Annotated in this window: 20 protein-coding genes; 12 read left to right on the plus strand and 8 right to left on the minus strand. The window is 54.7% G+C overall.

Features of this window, described 5'->3' with window-relative positions:
* Window positions 1-8: 8 nt before the first annotated feature.
* Window positions 9-1,193 carry a site-specific integrase gene (locus tag DOP62_RS09640; protein WP_208675258.1) on the minus strand — a complete coding sequence of 395 codons (1,185 nt, stop codon included), beginning with the start codon at window positions 1,191-1,193 and terminating at the stop codon, window positions 9-11.
* A 100-nt stretch (window positions 1,194-1,293) separates the two neighbouring features.
* Here DOP62_RS09640 and hemH point away from each other — a divergent pair, with 100 nt between their 5' ends.
* The 3 genes from hemH to ilvB all read left to right on the plus strand — a co-directional run bounded on the left by hemH (window position 1,294) and on the right by ilvB (window position 5,285).
* Window positions 1,294-2,457, plus strand: a complete 1,164-nt coding sequence (gene hemH / locus DOP62_RS09645) for a ferrochelatase (RefSeq protein ID WP_208675256.1) — start codon at window positions 1,294-1,296, stop codon at window positions 2,455-2,457.
* Window positions 2,458-2,599: 142 nt separating this feature from the next.
* Entirely contained in the window at window positions 2,600-3,202 is a 603-nt protein-coding gene (locus DOP62_RS09650) for a M23 family metallopeptidase (protein ID WP_208675254.1), read from the plus strand.
* Between the two features lie 244 nt (window positions 3,203-3,446).
* Window positions 3,447-5,285 (plus strand): biosynthetic-type acetolactate synthase large subunit, encoded by a 1,839-nt coding sequence (gene ilvB / locus DOP62_RS09655; RefSeq protein WP_208675252.1) that lies wholly within the window; start codon window positions 3,447-3,449, stop codon window positions 5,283-5,285.
* A gap of 55 nt (window positions 5,286-5,340) precedes the next feature.
* On the opposite strand, the gene DOP62_RS09660 is transcribed toward ilvB, so the two are convergent.
* The 3 genes from DOP62_RS09660 to rlmD form a co-directional block, all read right to left on the minus strand.
* A complete protein-coding gene (locus tag DOP62_RS09660) occupies window positions 5,341-5,673 on the minus strand; it encodes a HepT-like ribonuclease domain-containing protein (RefSeq protein WP_208675250.1) in 333 nt (110 codons plus the stop codon).
* A complete protein-coding gene (locus DOP62_RS09665) occupies window positions 5,663-5,977 on the minus strand; it encodes a nucleotidyltransferase family protein (protein ID WP_208675249.1) in 315 nt (104 codons plus the stop codon). Before DOP62_RS09665 ends, DOP62_RS09660 begins: the two co-directional genes overlap by 11 nt.
* A gap of 82 nt (window positions 5,978-6,059) precedes the next feature.
* Window positions 6,060-7,427 carry a 23S rRNA (uracil(1939)-C(5))-methyltransferase RlmD gene (gene rlmD, locus DOP62_RS09670; RefSeq protein ID WP_208675245.1) on the minus strand — a complete coding sequence of 456 codons (1,368 nt, stop codon included), beginning with the start codon at window positions 7,425-7,427 and terminating at the stop codon, window positions 6,060-6,062.
* A 140-nt stretch (window positions 7,428-7,567) separates the two neighbouring features.
* Between rlmD and DOP62_RS09675 the strand changes: the two genes are divergently transcribed.
* The 4 genes from DOP62_RS09675 (at window position 7,568) to DOP62_RS09690 (ending at window position 10,340) form a co-directional block, all read left to right on the plus strand.
* Window positions 7,568-8,059 carry an allophycocyanin subunit alpha-B gene (locus tag DOP62_RS09675; protein ID WP_208675241.1) on the plus strand — a complete coding sequence of 164 codons (492 nt, stop codon included), beginning with the start codon at window positions 7,568-7,570 and terminating at the stop codon, window positions 8,057-8,059.
* Window positions 8,060-8,178: 119 nt separating this feature from the next.
* Window positions 8,179-8,580, plus strand: coding sequence for a cytochrome c6 PetJ (petJ, locus tag DOP62_RS09680; RefSeq protein ID WP_222610265.1), 402 nt, complete (start codon window positions 8,179-8,181; stop codon window positions 8,578-8,580).
* Window positions 8,581-8,586: 6 nt separating this feature from the next.
* Complete coding sequence (locus DOP62_RS09685) at window positions 8,587-9,768, plus strand: urease accessory protein UreH domain-containing protein (protein WP_208675235.1); 1,182 nt, start codon at window positions 8,587-8,589, stop codon at window positions 9,766-9,768.
* Window positions 9,768-10,340, plus strand: a complete 573-nt coding sequence (locus DOP62_RS09690) for a hypothetical protein (RefSeq protein WP_208675233.1) — start codon at window positions 9,768-9,770, stop codon at window positions 10,338-10,340. Before DOP62_RS09685 ends, DOP62_RS09690 begins: the two co-directional genes overlap by 1 nt.
* 7 nt (window positions 10,341-10,347) lie before the next feature.
* On the opposite strand, the gene DOP62_RS09695 is transcribed toward DOP62_RS09690, so the two are convergent.
* Together DOP62_RS09695 and DOP62_RS09700 are read right to left on the minus strand one after the other, a co-directional pair.
* On the minus strand, window positions 10,348-10,884 hold the full coding sequence (locus tag DOP62_RS09695) for a cyclic nucleotide-binding domain-containing protein (protein ID WP_208675231.1): 537 nt from the start codon (window positions 10,882-10,884) through the stop codon (window positions 10,348-10,350).
* Window positions 10,885-11,317: 433 nt separating this feature from the next.
* Window positions 11,318-11,833 (minus strand): cyclic nucleotide-binding domain-containing protein, encoded by a 516-nt coding sequence (locus tag DOP62_RS09700; protein ID WP_208675229.1) that lies wholly within the window; start codon window positions 11,831-11,833, stop codon window positions 11,318-11,320.
* 95 nt (window positions 11,834-11,928) lie between these two features.
* On the opposite strand from DOP62_RS09700, the gene DOP62_RS09705 reads away from it, so the two are divergent.
* The 5 genes from DOP62_RS09705 to DOP62_RS09725 all read left to right on the plus strand — a co-directional run bounded on the left by DOP62_RS09705 (window position 11,929) and on the right by DOP62_RS09725 (window position 16,609).
* Complete coding sequence (locus tag DOP62_RS09705; protein WP_261789961.1) at window positions 11,929-12,831, plus strand: alpha/beta fold hydrolase; 903 nt, start codon at window positions 11,929-11,931, stop codon at window positions 12,829-12,831.
* A gap of 98 nt (window positions 12,832-12,929) precedes the next feature.
* A complete protein-coding gene (locus tag DOP62_RS09710; RefSeq protein WP_208675227.1) occupies window positions 12,930-13,358 on the plus strand; it encodes a hypothetical protein in 429 nt (142 codons plus the stop codon).
* Window positions 13,359-13,592: 234 nt separating this feature from the next.
* The gene (gene aroA, locus DOP62_RS09715; RefSeq protein WP_208675225.1) at window positions 13,593-14,939 is read left to right on the plus strand and encodes a 3-phosphoshikimate 1-carboxyvinyltransferase; all 1,347 of its coding nucleotides are present in this window, start codon (window positions 13,593-13,595) and stop codon (window positions 14,937-14,939) included.
* Between the two features lie 7 nt (window positions 14,940-14,946).
* Window positions 14,947-15,471: a GNAT family N-acetyltransferase gene (locus tag DOP62_RS09720; protein ID WP_208675223.1), complete on the plus strand. Its 525-nt coding sequence runs from the start codon at window positions 14,947-14,949 to the stop codon at window positions 15,469-15,471.
* Between the two features lie 97 nt (window positions 15,472-15,568).
* Window positions 15,569-16,609: a hypothetical protein gene (locus DOP62_RS09725; RefSeq protein ID WP_208675221.1), complete on the plus strand. Its 1,041-nt coding sequence runs from the start codon at window positions 15,569-15,571 to the stop codon at window positions 16,607-16,609.
* 48 nt (window positions 16,610-16,657) lie between these two features.
* Here the strand turns inward: DOP62_RS09725 and DOP62_RS09730 are convergent, their stop codons facing one another.
* Complete coding sequence (locus DOP62_RS09730) at window positions 16,658-17,224, minus strand: polymer-forming cytoskeletal protein (RefSeq protein ID WP_208675219.1); 567 nt, start codon at window positions 17,222-17,224, stop codon at window positions 16,658-16,660.
* A gap of 157 nt (window positions 17,225-17,381) precedes the next feature.
* A complete protein-coding gene (locus DOP62_RS09735) occupies window positions 17,382-17,642 on the minus strand; it encodes a DUF3146 family protein (protein WP_208675217.1) in 261 nt (86 codons plus the stop codon).
* Between the last annotated feature and the right edge of the window lie 28 nt (window positions 17,643-17,670).

The raw sequence follows: 17,670 nt of genomic DNA on the forward strand, positions 1-17,670 counted from the left end.
GGTTGGTTTTAAGCCGTAGCGGAGCGATCGCGCCAGCGTGCCAGTGTTTCAGCCACCGCCCGTTGTTGATCGCGGCGACCAATCCAGCGCTGATAGGTGCGGGTATGAATGGCGATTGAGTGCCCCATCATTTTGGCGGCTACCGCGTCGGGCAAACCAAGATGAATCGCTCGTACCGCCCAAGCATGGCGCAGATCGTAGGGCGAAAAGGGGAGGCCATAGCGTCGGAACTGTTGGGTGACTCGCTGGCCGATCCGCTGCAACGTCGTTTGGTTGAGATCGGTGGTAATGGCCGGTAGCTGAATTTGACGCAGTTCAAATTGCTCGACCCAGTCGGGCAAAAAGGGCCAGACATCATGCTCGCCTGTTTTAGTGGTTGCCAACACCCGAATCACCGCTTCGGGATCGCCGTGACTGAGCCCTGAATAGTCCGCGAAAAAGACTTCGTGGTTACGGAGACCATAGGTTGCCATGATCCCAAAGACGAAGCGCCATGCGGGATTAGGGATTTGCAGAAACGCCTGTTCAATCGCAGCATCGCTGGGTAATTGACGGGGTTGCACAGGAAGACTACCACCCCTCAATAAGGGGCGCGGTAGTTCTGGGAGATCCAAATCCAGCCATGCGGCAAACGCTTTGAGTGCAGTCGTGCAGAGCTGAGCGCTACGACTCTGGGTTGGGTAACTCGCTACAGTCAACTGCAATTGCTCCGACAGCGATCGCTGGGGCTGTTGCTGGGCAATCGCCTGTAAGCGGCGCAGGTAGGGCTGATAGGCCGATCGCCAGGTGGTTTCCGTAGAGGCTGGACGCTGCGATCGCTGGGGATCTTGGAAAAACTGCTGCTCGAATTGCCAGATCGCTGCTGCCAGATCCTCTGACTTGAGGCGCGGTTCACGAGACCAGACCAGGTACGGTGTCCAGTCGAAGCTGTCCTGTAGCAGCTGACCCGCCACAATTTTGAGCTGCCGCTCTGCTTCGCGCAGACCCGCTTCGGTGGGCGGCAACCCCAAGCTCAAGCGCTGTTGGTGGGGGCGCTGGCGATCGCTTCCGGGTTTGGGGGGCAACTGACCGCGCAACCCCAGACAGTCTCCGCGCTGCTCAATCCGCAGCCGTAACCCAGCCATGCGAAACCGCTCATTGGCTTGGGCGATCGCTGTGGCAATTTCAAAGGGAGGACGACGAGAACGCGGCATGCGGCGAACAAAAGTCTTGCCGCACTCTAGCAGCCAAAATCGAGCAAAGCGAAAGAGCCTGTTAGGATCAGGGGCATTGCAGCGACGGCAGGAAAGCACTATGGGGCGCGTCGGCGTCTTGCTACTCAATCTCGGCGGCCCAGAACGCCTTGAGGATGTTGGCCCCTTTTTGTACAACCTCTTTGCTGACCCTGAGATTATTCGCTTGCCCTTCCCGTGGCTGCAAAAGCCATTGGCTTGGCTAATCTCAAGTTTGCGCACGCGCAAGTCACAGGAAAATTACAAGCAGATTGGCGGTGGCTCGCCCCTGCGCCGAATTACCGAAGAGCAAGCAGCAGCGCTGCGACAGTCCCTCAGCGACCGCGGCCAAGAAGTGCAGGTCTACATCGGCATGCGCTACTGGCATCCCTTCACTGAAGAGGCGATCGCTCAGATCAAAGCGGACGGCATTGAACGCTTGGTGATCCTGCCGCTCTATCCTCAGTTCTCCATCAGTACCAGCGGCTCTAGCTTCCGCTTGCTGCAACGGCTGCGCGATCGCGATCCTGAGTTGCAGAAAATCGACTGCGTGGTCGTGCCTTCGTGGTACGAGCGATCGGGCTATCTACAGGCCATGGCTGATCTCATTGCTCAAGAGATTGAAAAACTCGAGCAACCGGAGCAGGGTCACGTTTTCTTCAGCGCCCACGGTGTCCCTGTGAGCTACGTTGAGGAGGCGGGCGATCCCTATCAGCGGGAAATTGAGGATTGCACCCGAAAAATCATGGAAACTCTCGGGCGATCGAATCCTTGGACGCTGGCCTATCAAAGTCGGGTTGGCCCTGTGGAGTGGCTGCAGCCCTACACCGAAGATGCCCTCGAAGAACTCGCCGAGCAAGGTGTCAAAGACCTTGTGGTGGTGCCGATTAGCTTCGTTTCGGAGCACATCGAGACCCTCGAAGAAATCGATATCGAGTATCGGGAGATTGCAGAAGAAGCTGGCATTGAGCGCTTCTTGCGCGTGCCAGCGCTCAATACCCATCCGCTGTTCATTCAAGATCTGAGTGATCTAGTAGAGCAAACGCTTGAGCACCCGCGCTTCCGCCTAGAAGATGTCAGCCTGCTGCCGAAGAAGGTCAAGCTCTATCCCCAAGAACGCTGGGAATGGGGGATCACGCTCAATGCCGAGGTTTGGAATGGCCGTATTGCCATGCTTGGTTTCTTGGCGTTGATCGTGGAATTGCTGACCGGTCGGGGGCCACTGCACGCATTGGGATTACTCTAGGGTTTCTCTTGACAAACTCAGTCGCGATCGCTAGCCAGTCGAGCAGGCAGCCGCTACGCTAAGGAAAAATTTTTGACGCCTATCTGCTGGCGTTGAAGGCAGCGTGATCGCTGCTACTGGTGTGTGGTGAGGAGAGGAAGCGATGGAGCGATCGCTGCGGCGATGGGGTAAATACGGCTGGGCGGGGTTGGCGATCGGAATTGCTCTGACCTTAGGGGCCTCGCGCCAAACTGTTGAAGCCCAATCAGTTGAGGTAGCCTACGCCAGCCTTTGGCAAAGTGCCTCGTTCCCTGTCGAAAACTTTCAGGCTTACACGGGTCGCTTTGGTGAGCCCCGTCCCAACGGTCGCGGTGGCACCCGTCCTCATCTCGGGCTGGATATTGCCGCACCGGAAGGCAGCTACATCCGTAACTGGTGGGGTGGCCGTGTCATTGAGGTGTCTGATGACAGTGCCTGTGGAACTTCTGTGGTCATCGCTTCGGGCAGCTATATCCATATCTACTGCCACATGATGGGGCGTGTAGAACTCATCAATGGCCAGCGAGCCATGGTCGATCGCGCTGGGGGAGTGGTGATTCCTGAAGGTCAAGTGATTCAGACGGGTCAGCGCATTGGCCGGATTGGGATGACTGGACGGACAACCGGACCGCACTTGCATTGGGGGATGCGCTACAACGAGCAGTGGATTGACCCCGGTGCGATTCTGCAAGCCATGTATTCGTCCCAGTCAATTTCACGGCGCTGATGTTGCTGAGAGTATGCAAACTTTTACGAGACTGTTGCTCCTATCACAAAAATAGGAATGGCAGCCTCGAATTTTGATGGCAGAATAAAGGTCTAGAATTGCAGCCTAGAATACAGGTCCTCCTCTGTCGCGATCGCCGTTTTCTGAGTTTTCAGGAAGCCACGCTCGGCAAATAGACCCGATCATTTCTGGGCTACTCCCACCGACCAGTCCATCTAGATCCGCCACACGGGAGAGGTTCGCTGTGCAACTGCAGACGGTCACCATTCAGCAGCGTGCGACCGGCGCTTATGCCCTGATTGATAGTCTCTGTCAGCACGGAGTTAAGCACATCTTTGGCTACCCGGGTGGTGCAATTCTACCCATCTACGATGAGCTGCATCGGGCTGAAGCGGCTGGCCGAGTGCAACACATTCTCGTCCGTCATGAGCAAGGGGCTGTTCACGCAGCGGATGCTTACTCGCGGGCAACAGGACAAGTCGGTGTTTGTTTCGCCACGTCTGGCCCTGGGGCAACCAATCTCGTAACGGGTATTGCCACCGCTCAGATGGACTCGATTCCGATGGTGGTGGTGACGGGGCAGGTTCCCCGCACCGCGATCGGGACGGATGCCTTCCAAGAAACGGATATCTACGGCATCACTCTACCGATCGTCAAACATTCCTATGTGGTGCGCGACCCGCGAGAGATGGCGCGGATCGTGGCTGAGGCTTTCCACATTGCACAAACTGGTCGGCCCGGCCCTGTCTTAATTGATGTGCCCAAAGACGTGGGCACCGAAGAATTTGATTATGTGCCCGTCGCTCCGGGTGATATTCGCTTGCCGGGTTACCGCCCGACCACGCGGGGCAACCCACGTCAGATTGCGCAGGCGATCGCACTGATCAAAACGGCTCGTCGGCCCCTACTTTACGTTGGTGGCGGTGCAATTACGGCGGGTGCTCATACGGAGCTGCGGACCTTTGCTGAGCTGTTCCAGCTGCCAGTGACTACAACGCTGATGGGCAAAGGAGCGTTTGATGAACACCATCCGCTCTCCCTTGGCATGCTGGGGATGCATGGAACGGCCTATGCCAACTTTGCCGTTAGTGAATGTGACTTGCTGATTGCAGTTGGCGCGCGGTTTGACGATCGCGTCACTGGCAAGCTCGATGAATTTGCCTCTAAGGCGCAGGTCATTCACGTCGATATTGACCCAGCGGAAGTTGGCAAGAACCGCGTGCCGGAAGTCCCGATTGTCGGCGACGTGCGTCAGGTGCTTTTGGAGTTGCTAGCACGAGCTGAAGAGCAATCCAGTCCCGATGATGCAACTCGTACCCAGCCCTGGCTCGATCGCATCGCCTACTGGAAGCGGGAATATCCTTTGCAGATTCCGCAGTATGCGGATGTGTTGTCACCACAGGAAGTGATTCATAGCCTTGGTGAAGCTGCACCGAATGCTTATTTCACCACCGATGTTGGCCAGCACCAAATGTGGGCGGCTCAGTTCCTCAAGAATGGTCCACGGCGTTGGATTTCTAGTGCTGGGCTTGGCACGATGGGCTTTGGTATGCCTGCAGCGATGGGGGCTCAGGTTGCCCTGCCCAACGAAACCGTGATCTGTGTCGCGGGGGATGCCAGCATCTTGATGAACATTCAAGAGCTGGGAACCTTGGCCCAATACAACATTCCGATCAAGGTTGTTGTGGTCAACAACGGCTGGCAGGGAATGGTGCGCCAATGGCAAGAAGCGTTCTACGACGAGCGCTATTCCAACTCCAATATGGAGCGGGGCATGCCTGACTTTGTGAAGCTGGCAGAAGCCTTTGGTGTTAAAGGCATGCGGGTTAGCCGTCGCGAAGACCTGCAAGCGGCGATCGCTGAAATGCTGGCTTTTGATGGGCCCGTGTTTTTGGATGCGATCGTCAAGCGCAACGAAAACTGCTATCCAATGGTTCCAGCAGGGCACAACAACGCTCAGATGCTGGGCTTGCCCAAAGATCCCACATTGGACTTGGATTTAGCGATCGCAACCTGTTCAAGCTGTGGTGCAAAAACCTTGCCTAGCCACAAGTTCTGTCCAGACTGTGGCGCCAAGCTCTAGGGCTCAGTTTCAATCTCCTAGTCGAGGCTCATCAGACTAGTGCTGATGAGCTTTTTTATTGAGGAAGTAACTGATTAATAAGCTGAGAGAGTGATGGCAACTTATTGATGATCACATCCCACACGACATCAAGATCGAGCTGATCATATTCGTGAACGATAACATCTCGCATTCCTGCCATTTCTCGCCAAGGTATGTCTGGATTCTCCCTCCGAAAATCTTTAGAAAGTCGCTTAGTAGCTTCACCAATGATGGTGATTTGGTAGAGAATAGCTGATAATTTCTCGTCATTTTTATCTAGTTCTGTACGGCTGACTCCGTGCGCAAAGCGTAGAATACGCTTAATGGCATTATTGATGTCAATTAAAGATTCTTGGTCACGCTTCATAAATGACTTTTGCAGACTCTAAAATATTCTTGCGTCTTAACCAATTTTCACTCCGTTCGATCGCAGCTTTTACAACTAAATCAACTTTTCGATTGAAAAGTGACTGTAGCTCTTCTCTCATTTGCATTGTTTCGGTTAAACCCCGTTTTTGAGTTGAGGAAAAGGTAATCAAAACATCGATGTCACTATCGGGTCGGAAATCATCCCGCAAGACAGAACCAAAAAGAGCAAGTTCAGTCACTTGCCACTTCTGACAAAACTCTTGAATCTGCTCTATTGGCAGTTTTTCTTCAGGGCTATTCATATATACAAGCAATCAAGAGTATTGCTTAATTTTGAGTGATGTAAAATTCACGTTTTGCCATTTTTTGGAGGGCTTAACCATCTTATTCTTGCCACTCAAGAAGTGCCACTGTTTCGACATGGGCAGTCTGCGGGAAGAAATCTAGCGGTTGTACCAGCAATAAACGGTAGCGATCGCCTGCACAGAGAGCTTGCAGATCGCGAGCGAGAGTCGCGGGATTGCAGCTCACGTAGGCAATGCGTTGGGGTTGGCGATCGCGTAGCACTTCAATTACTGCCGGTTCACAGCCTTTACGCGGCGGATCCAACAGAACAGCATCGGGGGATTCGGGAATTTGAGCCAGTAAGGTCTCAACAGCTCCCGCCCGAAACTCCACATTAGTAATGCCATTGCGATCGGCGTTTTGCTGGGCTTGCGCCACCGATTCCGGCAGAATTTCGAGACCCAAGACGGATCCCACTTCACTGGCCAGCGGTAGCGTCAGCGTCCCAACCCCGCAATAGAGATCGAAGAGGCGATTGCTCCCTTGCAAAAAGTCCTTGAGGATCGGCAGCAGGCGCTCAGCTTGCTCGGTGTTGACCTGAAAAAACGTCTCAGGCCCGATCGCAAACTCCAAATCATCCAAACATTCAATTAGATAGGAACGACCCGCTAAACAAAGAGTCTCATCACCCAAAATGCGATTGCCATGGGTGGGATTGAGGTTGAGGCAAACCCCGACCACATCCGGATAAATGGTCAGCCACTGCTCAGCTTGTGCTTCAACTTCTGGCAACTGATCGTCTGTAGCAATCAACGTGATCAGGATTTCACCAGTCCGCTGACCGATTCGCAGCCCCAAATGCCGTAGTCCTCGCGATCGCGTCTGCTCGTCGTAGATCGGCCAATCCCGATCGGCAATATCGGCTTTGATCCCAGCTAGCAGCGGGTCTAGGCGCTGATCTTGAACCGGACATTGATTGAGATTAATCAGTCGGTGACTGCCTTTGCGGAAGTAGCCGGCTTGGACTTCCCCGCGATCGCTGCGGCGTAGGGGGTAACTCACCTTATTGCGATAGCCCAACGGATAGGGAGCTGCGATCGTTGGTTGTACTTCCGCCGAGAGTTGACCAAGGCGTTGCAAAGCATCTTGGACAATCACGGTTTTGGCTTCGACTTGAGCCGGATAATCGACTGTTTGCCACTGACAGCCGCCGCACTTGTCCGCCACAATGCAAGCCGGTCGGATGCGATCGGGCGATGCCTCCAACACTTCCTCTAGCTCAGCGCGGGCATAGCGCGATCGCACCTGCAGGAGTTTTGCCTGAATGTGATCGCCCGGCACCGTATCAGGAACAAACACCACTCGACCCTCCGCCCGCCCGAGGCCATCGCCGCTATCACAGAGCGATTCAATCGTCAGCGTCAGGCGATCGCCCTGCCGCCAAGTGAGCCCTGAAGAAGAAGCCATAAAGTTGCCAGAGGAGGGGTCATCCCTTCCATTGTCGGTCGCGAGATGTTGTTAAACGTTACAAGCCTCTCAGGAGTTGTTCGGGAGCGACCCTCCAGTCGCTACACTACTCAACATTGCTAACAACTACCCCGCCGATCATGACCATCGTTAGCCAGGTAATCCTCAAAGCGGACGACGAGCTGCGCTATCCCAGTGGCGGCGAACTCAAAAACATCACTGATTTTTTCAAAACGGGTGAGCAGCGCCTCCGTATCGCTCAGGTTCTGAGCGACAGCGAGAAGAAGATTGTGGATCAGGCTAGCCGCAAACTGTGGCAGCGTCGGCCCGACTTCATTGCCCCCGGCGGTAATGCCTACGGTCAGAAGCAACGGGCTCAGTGCCTGCGGGACTATGGCTGGTACCTCCGTCTTGTCACCTACGGCGTGCTCGCAGGGGACAAAGAACCCATCGAAAGCATTGGTTTGCTGGGTGCCCGTGAAATGTACAACTCCCTAGGCGTTCCTCTGCCCGGCATGGCCGAAGCCATTCGCACCCTCAAGGAGGCTTCTTTGGCACTACTGAGCAGTGCTGATGCCACGGTGGCTGCCCCCTACTTCGACTTCCTGATTCAAGGCATGGAGACGATCTAGTCCGCTTGAGTCCTAGCTTGCTTCCTTCGATGCATCTGCAGCGATCGGCATTAAGCATTGAGTGCTATTGCCGGTCGCTTTTCCCGTCCACTGTCTGACATCAGTTGTGTCCGTTCACAATGATTGAGAGCGATCAACAGTTGCGATCGCCTAGGGGTGAGGGAGCAGTGGGGGATGGCAGCGTGAAACGATGGCTGATTGCACTAGGACTGGTGATCAGCTTCATCTTGGGTGGTCCGCAGAGGGCGATCGCCGCAGATCTCCAAGCCGGTGCGAAACTGTTCCAAAATAACTGTGCGGCTTGCCATTGGAATGGTGGCAACGTCATCAATGGGCAAAAAACCCTGCGGCAAGAGGCACTGCGTCGCTATGGCATGGACTCCTTGGCTGCTCTGCAGCGGCAGATTACCAATGGCAAAAATGCGATGCCAGCCTTTGGGCAGCGTCTCAGCTCTGAGCAAATTGAGGCGATCGCGGCCTATGTCTTTGATCGCGCACAGCAGGGCTGGACGGCCCGCTAAGCTGTGATGACCGACGGATTGCTGCTCTGGCTATTGGGCTTCTTTGGCAGCTTTGGCCATTGCGCTGGCATGTGCGGCCCTCTCGCGATCGCGATGCAGATTTCGCAGCCCCAGCGCGATCGCTGGCGGTTTCCACTGCTGCTTAATGTTGGACGGATTGCCAGCTATGCCGGCGTTGGTGCTTTGCTCGGCAGCTTGGGATCCGTCCTGTCCTTGGGGGGTGAGTTAGCAGGTTTGGGCAGTAGTTTCCGCGATGGCCTGACTGTCCTGACAGGTATTGCCCTAATCTGCTTTGGCCTGAGCCATCTGCTGCCCCAAGCGCTGCCGCGCTACCTACCGGGTTACCAACGCGCTCAACAGTGGTTAGAGGCGCACCTTCCGGCCCTCTGGCAACGACTAAATCAACGTTTGCACTGGACGACGCCGTTGGCTTTGGGCAGTGTGTGGGGCTTGATGCCCTGTGGATTTCTCTATGCAGCACAACTCCAGGCGGCAGCCGCTGCATCTTGGCAAGGCGGGGCCGCTCGTATGCTGTGGTTTGGCTTGGGGACGTTACCTGTGATGCTGGGCTTTGGTCTCTTGGTCGAACAGTGGTCGCGCGATCGCCGCAGTCAATTGCAGCAGATGGCGGCAGTGATCAGTGTTGTGGTCGGTGCTATGACTCTCTGGCGTAGTGGCGATCCGATGGGGGACTGGAGCGGTTACGGTGCATTGATCTGTCTGGCCACTGCTCTCTTGGCGCGATCGCTGGCTTCACTCTGGTCTGCCCCATTGCGTTATCGACGCTTTTGGGGTGTTAGTGGCCTGACTCTCGCCATCCTCCACAGTGCCCAACAACTGGAGCATCGCTTTGGCTGGCGACCGGAGGCTTGGCAATTTCTCTCACCGCTGGCCCGCTGGGGGCTGGGGGCTGGAGTCGTTGCGGTGCTGTTGCTGTTGCCACTGGGCATTACGAGCAGCGATCGCTGGCAACGTCGCTTGGGTGCATTGTGGGCACGTCTGCACCAACTGGCGATCCCTGCCTTTGGATTGTCGGCCTTGCACGCCAGCTTGCTGCTCTTGGGGGGTGGGGTTGCCGGTGACGCAGCAACTCAGCCTTTCTTGGCGATCGCGATCGCGATCGCTGCTGTGAGTGTTTTGATTTTCCGTCGGCAACCCTTCTGGCAGGTGCATTCCAAGGAGTCTTGATGCTGGATCTACTCTTACTGCCCCCGCTGCTTGCCCATCAGCTCCAAATCGATCAAGCCATAGCCGGGACGCTACACCTTGAACCTAACGATCAGCCGCAAGCCGGTATCCCAACGCCGACTTGGATTGCACTCCGGCGAGCTGGAGGTGAACCGATTGTGGCGGCGGATTGTGACTGTCGCCTGCAATTGCTGAATGTTCAGGCTCAAACCACAACCGACCTGGTAATTCAGCCTCTGGAGAGTGCGCCAGGAGCTGTGGCGACCAAAATTGTGTTCCCAGCGGTGGGACGCTATGAGCTGATCCTGAAGGGTCAGCCCCAAGCAACAGCTCAGATAGCCTTTGATCCGTTTCAAATCCGCTTTCCAGTCACTGTGGCGATCGCGGCACCACCTGCAGCAGAGCCTCCAGCCGAGCCCGTAGCTTCACCAGACGAAACTGAAACCCCTGAGCCCCGTCCCCCACGACCTTGGCTGCGTGTCTGGATCTCCGTGGGGCTGGGCGTAGGACTGTTGGTAGCCTTGGCTGCAGGGGTTTGGTTGATTTTGAAACGCGATCGCGAAGCCAGCTAAGCGTGCTCTAAAAGCTGGCAACGTAGGCGCTACCCATTGGAACAGTCCAGCTCCAGCACAACCAACCTGCGAGCAAGAGAATGGGAATGGCGATCGCCAACATACCGTGATGACTTTGAATCACTCGTTGCTCATGTTGCAGAATGGCCTCGCGAATTTTGAGGTGCATCTCCAACTTCAGCCGTGCGAGTTCGGCCTCCAATGAGGATTCGTAGAGGAGTTTACTGAGGCGATCGCAATGGATCTTTCCCAAAACTGCTGTGGCTTGCCAAGAATCTTGAAGCAAGTTCAGCAATTCTGAACGCTGAATTTCAAGGAGGAGACATTCACTCCGTGCCTGAGCAGTTGCCGTTCGGGGGCGACCATCGACGAGTTCCATTTCTCCCAGTAACTGACCCGGTCTGAGCGTTTGCTCAACCACCTGTCCCGTCTCGGGATAAAGACTGGTGACTTCAATCTCACCAGCTCGAACAAGATAGATAGAGTCGCTTATGTCACCCTCACGATAAATACAGGCACCAGCAGCAATCCGATGCTTTTCCACAATATTGAGAACTCACGAAGCCGAAACAAGGAAGTAACTGGAAACTAACACAGCCTTTTTTCAGCGAAAAGATTTCAGTCACAAAGTGAATGTCTTTATGAAGTTTCCGTAATAAAACATGAGTGATTTCTGCCATCGGGCCTACTTCGCTACTTTCGGCTCTGATAACCGTGTCATTTGACACAGCGAATCCAAGCAACATAAGCCGTTAACCGAAGTCTAGATAAAGCTAATTCCGGTGCTTTTCTTGCAAGCTTTTATGCTCTGGAGTTGTTTTGGCTTTAGAAGATCGATTAGCAGCGGGATAGAACAGTACAGTGAGGAACTGTCCCACATATTGCAGCAGCCGGGCGCTTAATTGCAGTTGGATGCTCTCTGGCTCCATAACACAGGATTCAGTAGGCAGTCTTAGCGCAGGTCTAACCCGAATAGCTCAGAGATTGACAAAGAAGTAAGCCCCGACTGCCAGCACAATCAGCACGACAACAGGAACTGCGATCGCAGCCATGCCATTGTGACTACGCACGACCCGTGACTCATGTTGGATGACCGCCTCACGAATGCGAGCATTCATCTCCTCTTTCAAGCGAGCAAGATCGGCTTCCAAGCTGTCGTTGCTATAAATTCGTTTGAGATGATCAAAGACCGATTTGCCCAAGACCAAGCTATCCTCGGGGCGATTAAACAAAATATCGAGAATTTCGTCTCGCTCAAAGCTCATCAGCAAGCAATCACTAGCAGCCTTTGCAGAGAGATCGCGAGGACGACCATCAATCAATTCCACTTCGCCAAAGACCCGACCGGGGCCTAGAACTTCTTCCGTCGCTTCGCCAGTTTCTGGATACAGGCTGGTTAAGGTAATTTGTCCTGACTTGATGAGATAGAGATGTTCACTCGTCTCACCTTGGCGATAGATCACTTCTTCAGCTGAAAAATGACGCTTTTCCATCGTTCAGGACACAGGGATAGCGGGGAACTTGGCTAGAGTACCGACAACCGACGGTTGCAGGGACGCGACACTATAATGCGGCATCCCCGTTGGAGATGGTAGTCGTGGTTCTGGCAGCACACGATCCAATCGATCGCTTTTGGGATTGGCAAGGGCAGTCGATTCGCTATTGGCAGTTCGGCGATCGTGGGGCACCAGTCCTGCTAGTGCATGGTTTTGGAGCCTGTTGCGAACATTGGCGACAGAACATCGAGGCGATCGCGCAACAAGCGACTGTCTACGTCATTGACCTCTTGGGTTTTGGACAGTCAGCAAAGCCCGATCCAACAACAGTGCGCTACGGTATTGAACTCTGGGCACAGCAGATTGAGGCATTTCGCCAGGCGGTGATTGGGCAGCCCGTGCGCCTCATCGCGAACTCGATCGGGTGTGTGGTTGCTCTCCAAGCTGCTGTCAATCAGCCGGAAGGGTATACAGGACTGCTGCTGATTGACTGTGCCCTGCGCCAGATTGATGACAAGAAATTGGCACAGCAACCGCTGGGACGTCGCCTCGGGCGGCCACTCCTCAAGGCAGCAGTTCGCCAGCGGGGTCTGGCCGATTGGCTCTATCGCCAGCTCGCAAAGCCTTCGATTATTGAGCGCATTCTTAAGCTGGCCTATCCCAGTAGCGATCGCATCGACCCAGAACTGGTCGAAGCCCTGTATACAGCAACCCAAGCACCGGGGGCCGGCGGTGTGTTTTGGGCGTTTATCAACCTGTTTGATGATCCGCTAGCAGAGCAACTATTGCCGCATGTTCAAGCACCAGTGACATTCTTCTGGGGCGATCGCGATCCTTGGGAACCGATCGCGCTTGGACGTCAGCTTGCCGACTTCCCCTGCGTAAAAGCCTTCGTGCCGCTGGCAGGCTTGGGCCATTGCCCCCACGATGAAGCGCCCGAACAGGTCAATCCCCAGATTGTTGAGTGGTTGAACAGCAGTCCAGATGCTGGCTAAAGAGGGCTCTGCAACTCGGCCGCAGAACTGGATGCAAACGGTTCAAAATGAGGCCTGTGAGAGAATGAAGCCGAGATATCCCAGGAAGACTGGCCGCAATGGGCAAAGCGAAACAGCTAATTTTGCTAGCAGAAGATCAGTTGACGGAATACAGCACTGAAGCTCGCAAAATTGAAAAGTTGCGCCGCAAGCTGGGCTTTATTGTTCCCTATCCCCAACAAGCCGCGATTCGCAAAGAGATTCTGGCAGAACTTCCGAACAACTTTTTAGCAAGAGCTGTTGAAGAAAATCGCCAAAATTTTGCGTTGCCCTTGTGGGGGATTGGTGGGCTTGGGCTGCTGCTCGGAATCTCTTGGCAACAACCCCTTGATTTTATTGCGACTGTTGTGGGTTTTTATGGGGCCTACCGCATTCAAAAGTGGGGCTGGGAAATGCAAGCAAAGCGACTGGTGATCAAAACAATTGACAGCATTGAAACGGAATTTCAAGCGAGCCGAGCAGAAGTAAAATCAGTCAAAAACGAGTAATCGATCATCTGTTTTTTGATTCATTTGAATATCGACAATCCTGTCAGTTTTCTTGACAGAGAATGATATCTAAAACATAAAAACTTCATATCCAGAAATTCTCATGACTTTAATAGAAAACTCGCGAAATTATTGTTGCTTTTAGTCAAGTCATGCAGGAAGCGCTGAGATGCGTGTGTCTCGACGATGCAGGAGAGGCGCGATAATCGCCTAGGCACACGTCTTGGAATTGGCATGGCTCAGCCGTTCGTTTTGCTCCCTACTGAGGATTCTCATCAGACCTTGCAGATCCAACCTCCCAGCACTGGACTGGGGCTGCGGGGTCGGATTCGGGTGCCAGGCGACAAGTCCATTTCCCACCGAGCGTTGATGCTGGGCGCGATCGCCTCAGGCGAAACCACGATTGAAGGGTTGCTGCTGGGAGAAGACCCACTCAGTACTGCCGCCTGTTTTCGGGCGATGGGTGCTGAGATTTCGGAGCTGAACTCCGAGCGAGTGCGGGTCAAAGGCATCGGCCTTCAGAATCTGCAGGAGCCGATCGATGTCCTCAATGCGGGCAACAGCGGCACCACGATTCGCCTGATGATGGGGCTGCTCGCGGGTCAGCGCGATCGCTTTTTCTGTGTGACAGGCGATGAGTCGCTGCGCAGTCGACCGATGGCGCGGGTGATTCAGCCGCTTAGTCAGATGGGTGCTGAAATTCGCGGTCGGCAGGGCAATACACGGGCACCGCTGGCGATTTCGGGGCGATCGCTGCAACCGATTCGCTACGTTTCCCCGATCGCCTCTGCCCAAGTGAAGTCGAGTATTTTGCTGGCAGGACTGACCTGTGAAGGGCAAACCACAGTGGTGGAACCGGCACTCTCGCGCGATCACAGCGAGCGGATGTTCCAAGCCTTTGGGGCAAAGCTGACGGTGAATCCCGAGGAGATTAGCGTCACGGTGGAAGGCCCAGCAGAACTGACGGGTCAAGCAGTAGTTGTCCCCGGTGACATCAGTTCGGCGGCTTTCTGGTTAGTGGCAGGGGCGATCGTGCCGGACTCGGATTTGCTGATTGAGAATGTCGGCGTCAATCCTACCCGCACGGGCATCCTTGAAGCCCTGCAACAAATGGAAGCCCAAATCACGCTGGAAAATGAGCGGATTGTGGCGGGTGAACCGGTTGCCGATTTACGCGTGCGCAGCAGTAATCTCCAAGCGATCGAAATTGGCGGATCGCTGATTCCCCGCTTGATTGATGAGGTGCCAATTCTGGCGGTCGCAGCAGCTTTTGCCAAAGGCACAACGATTATTCGGGATGCCGAAGAACTGCGGGTGAAAGAGAGCGATCGCATTGCAGTGATGGCCAGTGAGCTGGGCCGCATGGGTGCAACGATCTCGGAGCGCCCGGATGGTCTGGAAATTACCGGTGGTGCCGCACTACAAGGTGCCACGGTCGATAGCTATACTGATCACCGCATTGCCATGAGCTTGGCGATCGCGGCCTTGCAAGCGAAGGGTCAAACTCAGATCCAGCGGGCTGAAGCGGCAGCCGTTTCCTATCCGGATTTTGTACCAACCCTGCAACAGCTTTTGGGATAGATAGCCTGTGCATGAGGGAATCATCCGTCCGGCGATCGCAGCGGATTGGCCTGCCATTTGGGCGATTCTGAAGCCGATTTTTCGGGCGGGGGAAACCTATCCCTACCCCCCCGAGATTTCGGAAACAGAGGCTCAAACAGTCTGGATGACGGTGCCGACGCAGACCTTTGTCTTTGAGGCAGGCGATCGCCAAATTCTAGGGACCTACTACCTCAAGCCCAATCAACCCGGACTGGGTTCTCACGTTTGCAACTGCGGCTTTGCTGTGGCTGCAGCTGCTCGAGGGCAGGGAATTGGTCAAGCACTGGGTCAGCATGCCCTGCAAGTTGCACCCTCGTTCGGCTTTCGAGCCATGCAATTCAATTTGGTCGTCGCCACCAACACAGCTTCGATTCGACTCTGGCAGCAGTTGGGCTTCACGACAATTGGTCAATTGCCTCAAGCCTTTCGTCACCCCCAACAAGGCTGGGTCGATGCGCTGATTTTCTACAAGTTGCTTGAGGATCCAGCCGAAGCGCCGCGCCCCGATTGAGCGATCGCCTCACATTTGATTGCAGATAGTTTGTTCTGCAGTTGGTCACTGCTAGAAGCAGAAGAGAGTGTGACCCAGCAACCTTGAGGCATGACCCATGATTCAGGTGCGATCGTCTTGGTGGGTGACGACGCGCTGGGGCTGTGCCCAAGCCTCCACGAGCCTGACTGCAGCAGCGGCGGGTTGGTTGCTGAGTGGTTTGACCGCTTCGCCCTTAATCAACGCGACACTACCAGTATTGCTGTTACTACCCGTGCTGCTGCCGTTGCCTTTGGCCGTCAGTGTTGGCTATGGCCTGCAATGGCTCTCCCTGCTGTTGCTGCTAGCGATTGCACTCAAGCTTGTTTCCGGTGTGTTTTGGGTATTGGTCGCCATGCTGCTCCTCAGTGTGGGACGTCAGCTCAGTCGTCTCCCACTCGAAGAACACTTTCTGCAGCAGTATCCGATTCCCCGCAAGACCCTCAACATTGGCACGGAACTGGGGCAGATTGCCGGTAACTTTTTAGCGGGTTTTTTGTTTCCGCTCGGGCAAGCGACACTGCAATTTCTGCAAGCTCTTGTCTTGCTCCTACCAATCGCGCCAACCATCCGCAAGGCCCAGCATCATGCTCGTTCCGTGCCCCAGCCTCGGGTGTCTTTCTCTGGGCGATCGCTCCTGCAAGGTCTGTTATTTGGCGCTTTATTTGCGCTGCTCCCCCTCTGGGTTCGGCAAGTGGCTGCCGGACAGTGCCTCGACTTTGGCTTGGCTTTGACGGTCTACGGCATTGGCCGGATTTTGATGACTTGGCTTCCCGTAGTCCCGATCTGGCTGCCGTATGTGGGCCTCGCAAGCATTCTGGGACTGTTGCCGACATTACCCGGATGGCTGGCAATCGCTGGTTTCCTACCGCTGGGTATCCTCGCTGCGCGGGCTGACTTTAGCTTGGTCGATTGCCTAACAGGCCCTTCGGAAAGCGATCGCTGGCAACAATTTCTGCGGTTTGGGGCACTGGGTGGTGTGTTGGGGAGCCTCAGCATCGGTAGTTTGGCGCAGGTGCTGGGCCTAACGCGATCGCTGCCGCTCTTGGCGATCGCTTTTGTGCTCACGGGCCTATATTTCAGCTACAGCCAGCCGCGATCGCCTCGTCCCAATCATTAGCGAACAAGAGCGATCGCAAGCCAGCAGTTCATCCGTCGGATCCCTCACCTAGAGGCGGGAACATTGGTCTTCTTTATCACCGCGGACCATATTGAAGCCACCAATCGGTTTGGGCCGATTCTCTTTGCACTGCAAATTACCGTTGACCACATTACTTTGTATCGAAAGCCCACCAAAATTCTGGAAGGCTTGCAAATTTCCATCAATTTGATTCTGAGTGGCAATCAGACGGCCTGAGTTCGACTCAAACTGGAGATCGCCATCAATTCGAGTGTTGGTGATCTGTGTAGCAGAGCCTTGCTTGACTTGAATATTGCCGCCAATCACTGAACCTTGGGAGACCTCAATATTCCGCGATCGATCTGCTTGAATATCCCCTTCAACTCGGACTCGATTGGCTTTTAGAATCGCTTGAGATTCAACCTTAATGTTGCCTTGAACGCGAGTGCCATTGAGGGTACAAGTCTTGCCGCTTGGAACCTTGAGGTTATCTACCGTGATTGCGCCGATCGTTCCCTGACAAACTTGTTCATCTGCCCAAGCTGCTGGAACTGATAGTGACAGTGACCTCACAGCAACCAACGAAGCTATAAGGCTGGTGATCGTGAACTTCATCGGAATCGAACTCAATCTTTAGTAGCCGAAGACTGCGATCGCAGTAGGAAGGTTGCATGGTCATCCCACCAGAGTCCGGCTTTTTAACTGGCACAGATTATTGATGCAATCACTGTGCCAATTCAGTCACCAGTGACTCCCCAATCAGGTCAGAAAGTCAGAAGTGTGCCCGCACCGTAAAGCTATAGTCACCGCCGGGTTCCAGTTGATAATCCTGCTGACAGAGGAACCGAAGCAGTGCATCCCGGATCAGGGCTCGCCCTAAGGAAGGCTCAACCGTCAGCTCGCCTTCTCGAAACCGCCAGATAAACGACCATTCAAATGCTGCTGCTCGCACTTCACCATCCAAACAGCCCTCTTCCCAAGACTGACGGGTGATGCGGACATGGGCAGTAGTCGTGGGCAGACGCTTGGCCATGACAGGACAGCAGCGATCGGGACAAGCT

This window comes from Synechococcus elongatus PCC 11801 (assembly GCF_003846445.2).
Taxonomy (GTDB): domain Bacteria; phylum Cyanobacteriota; class Cyanobacteriia; order Synechococcales; family Synechococcaceae; genus Synechococcus; species Synechococcus elongatus_A.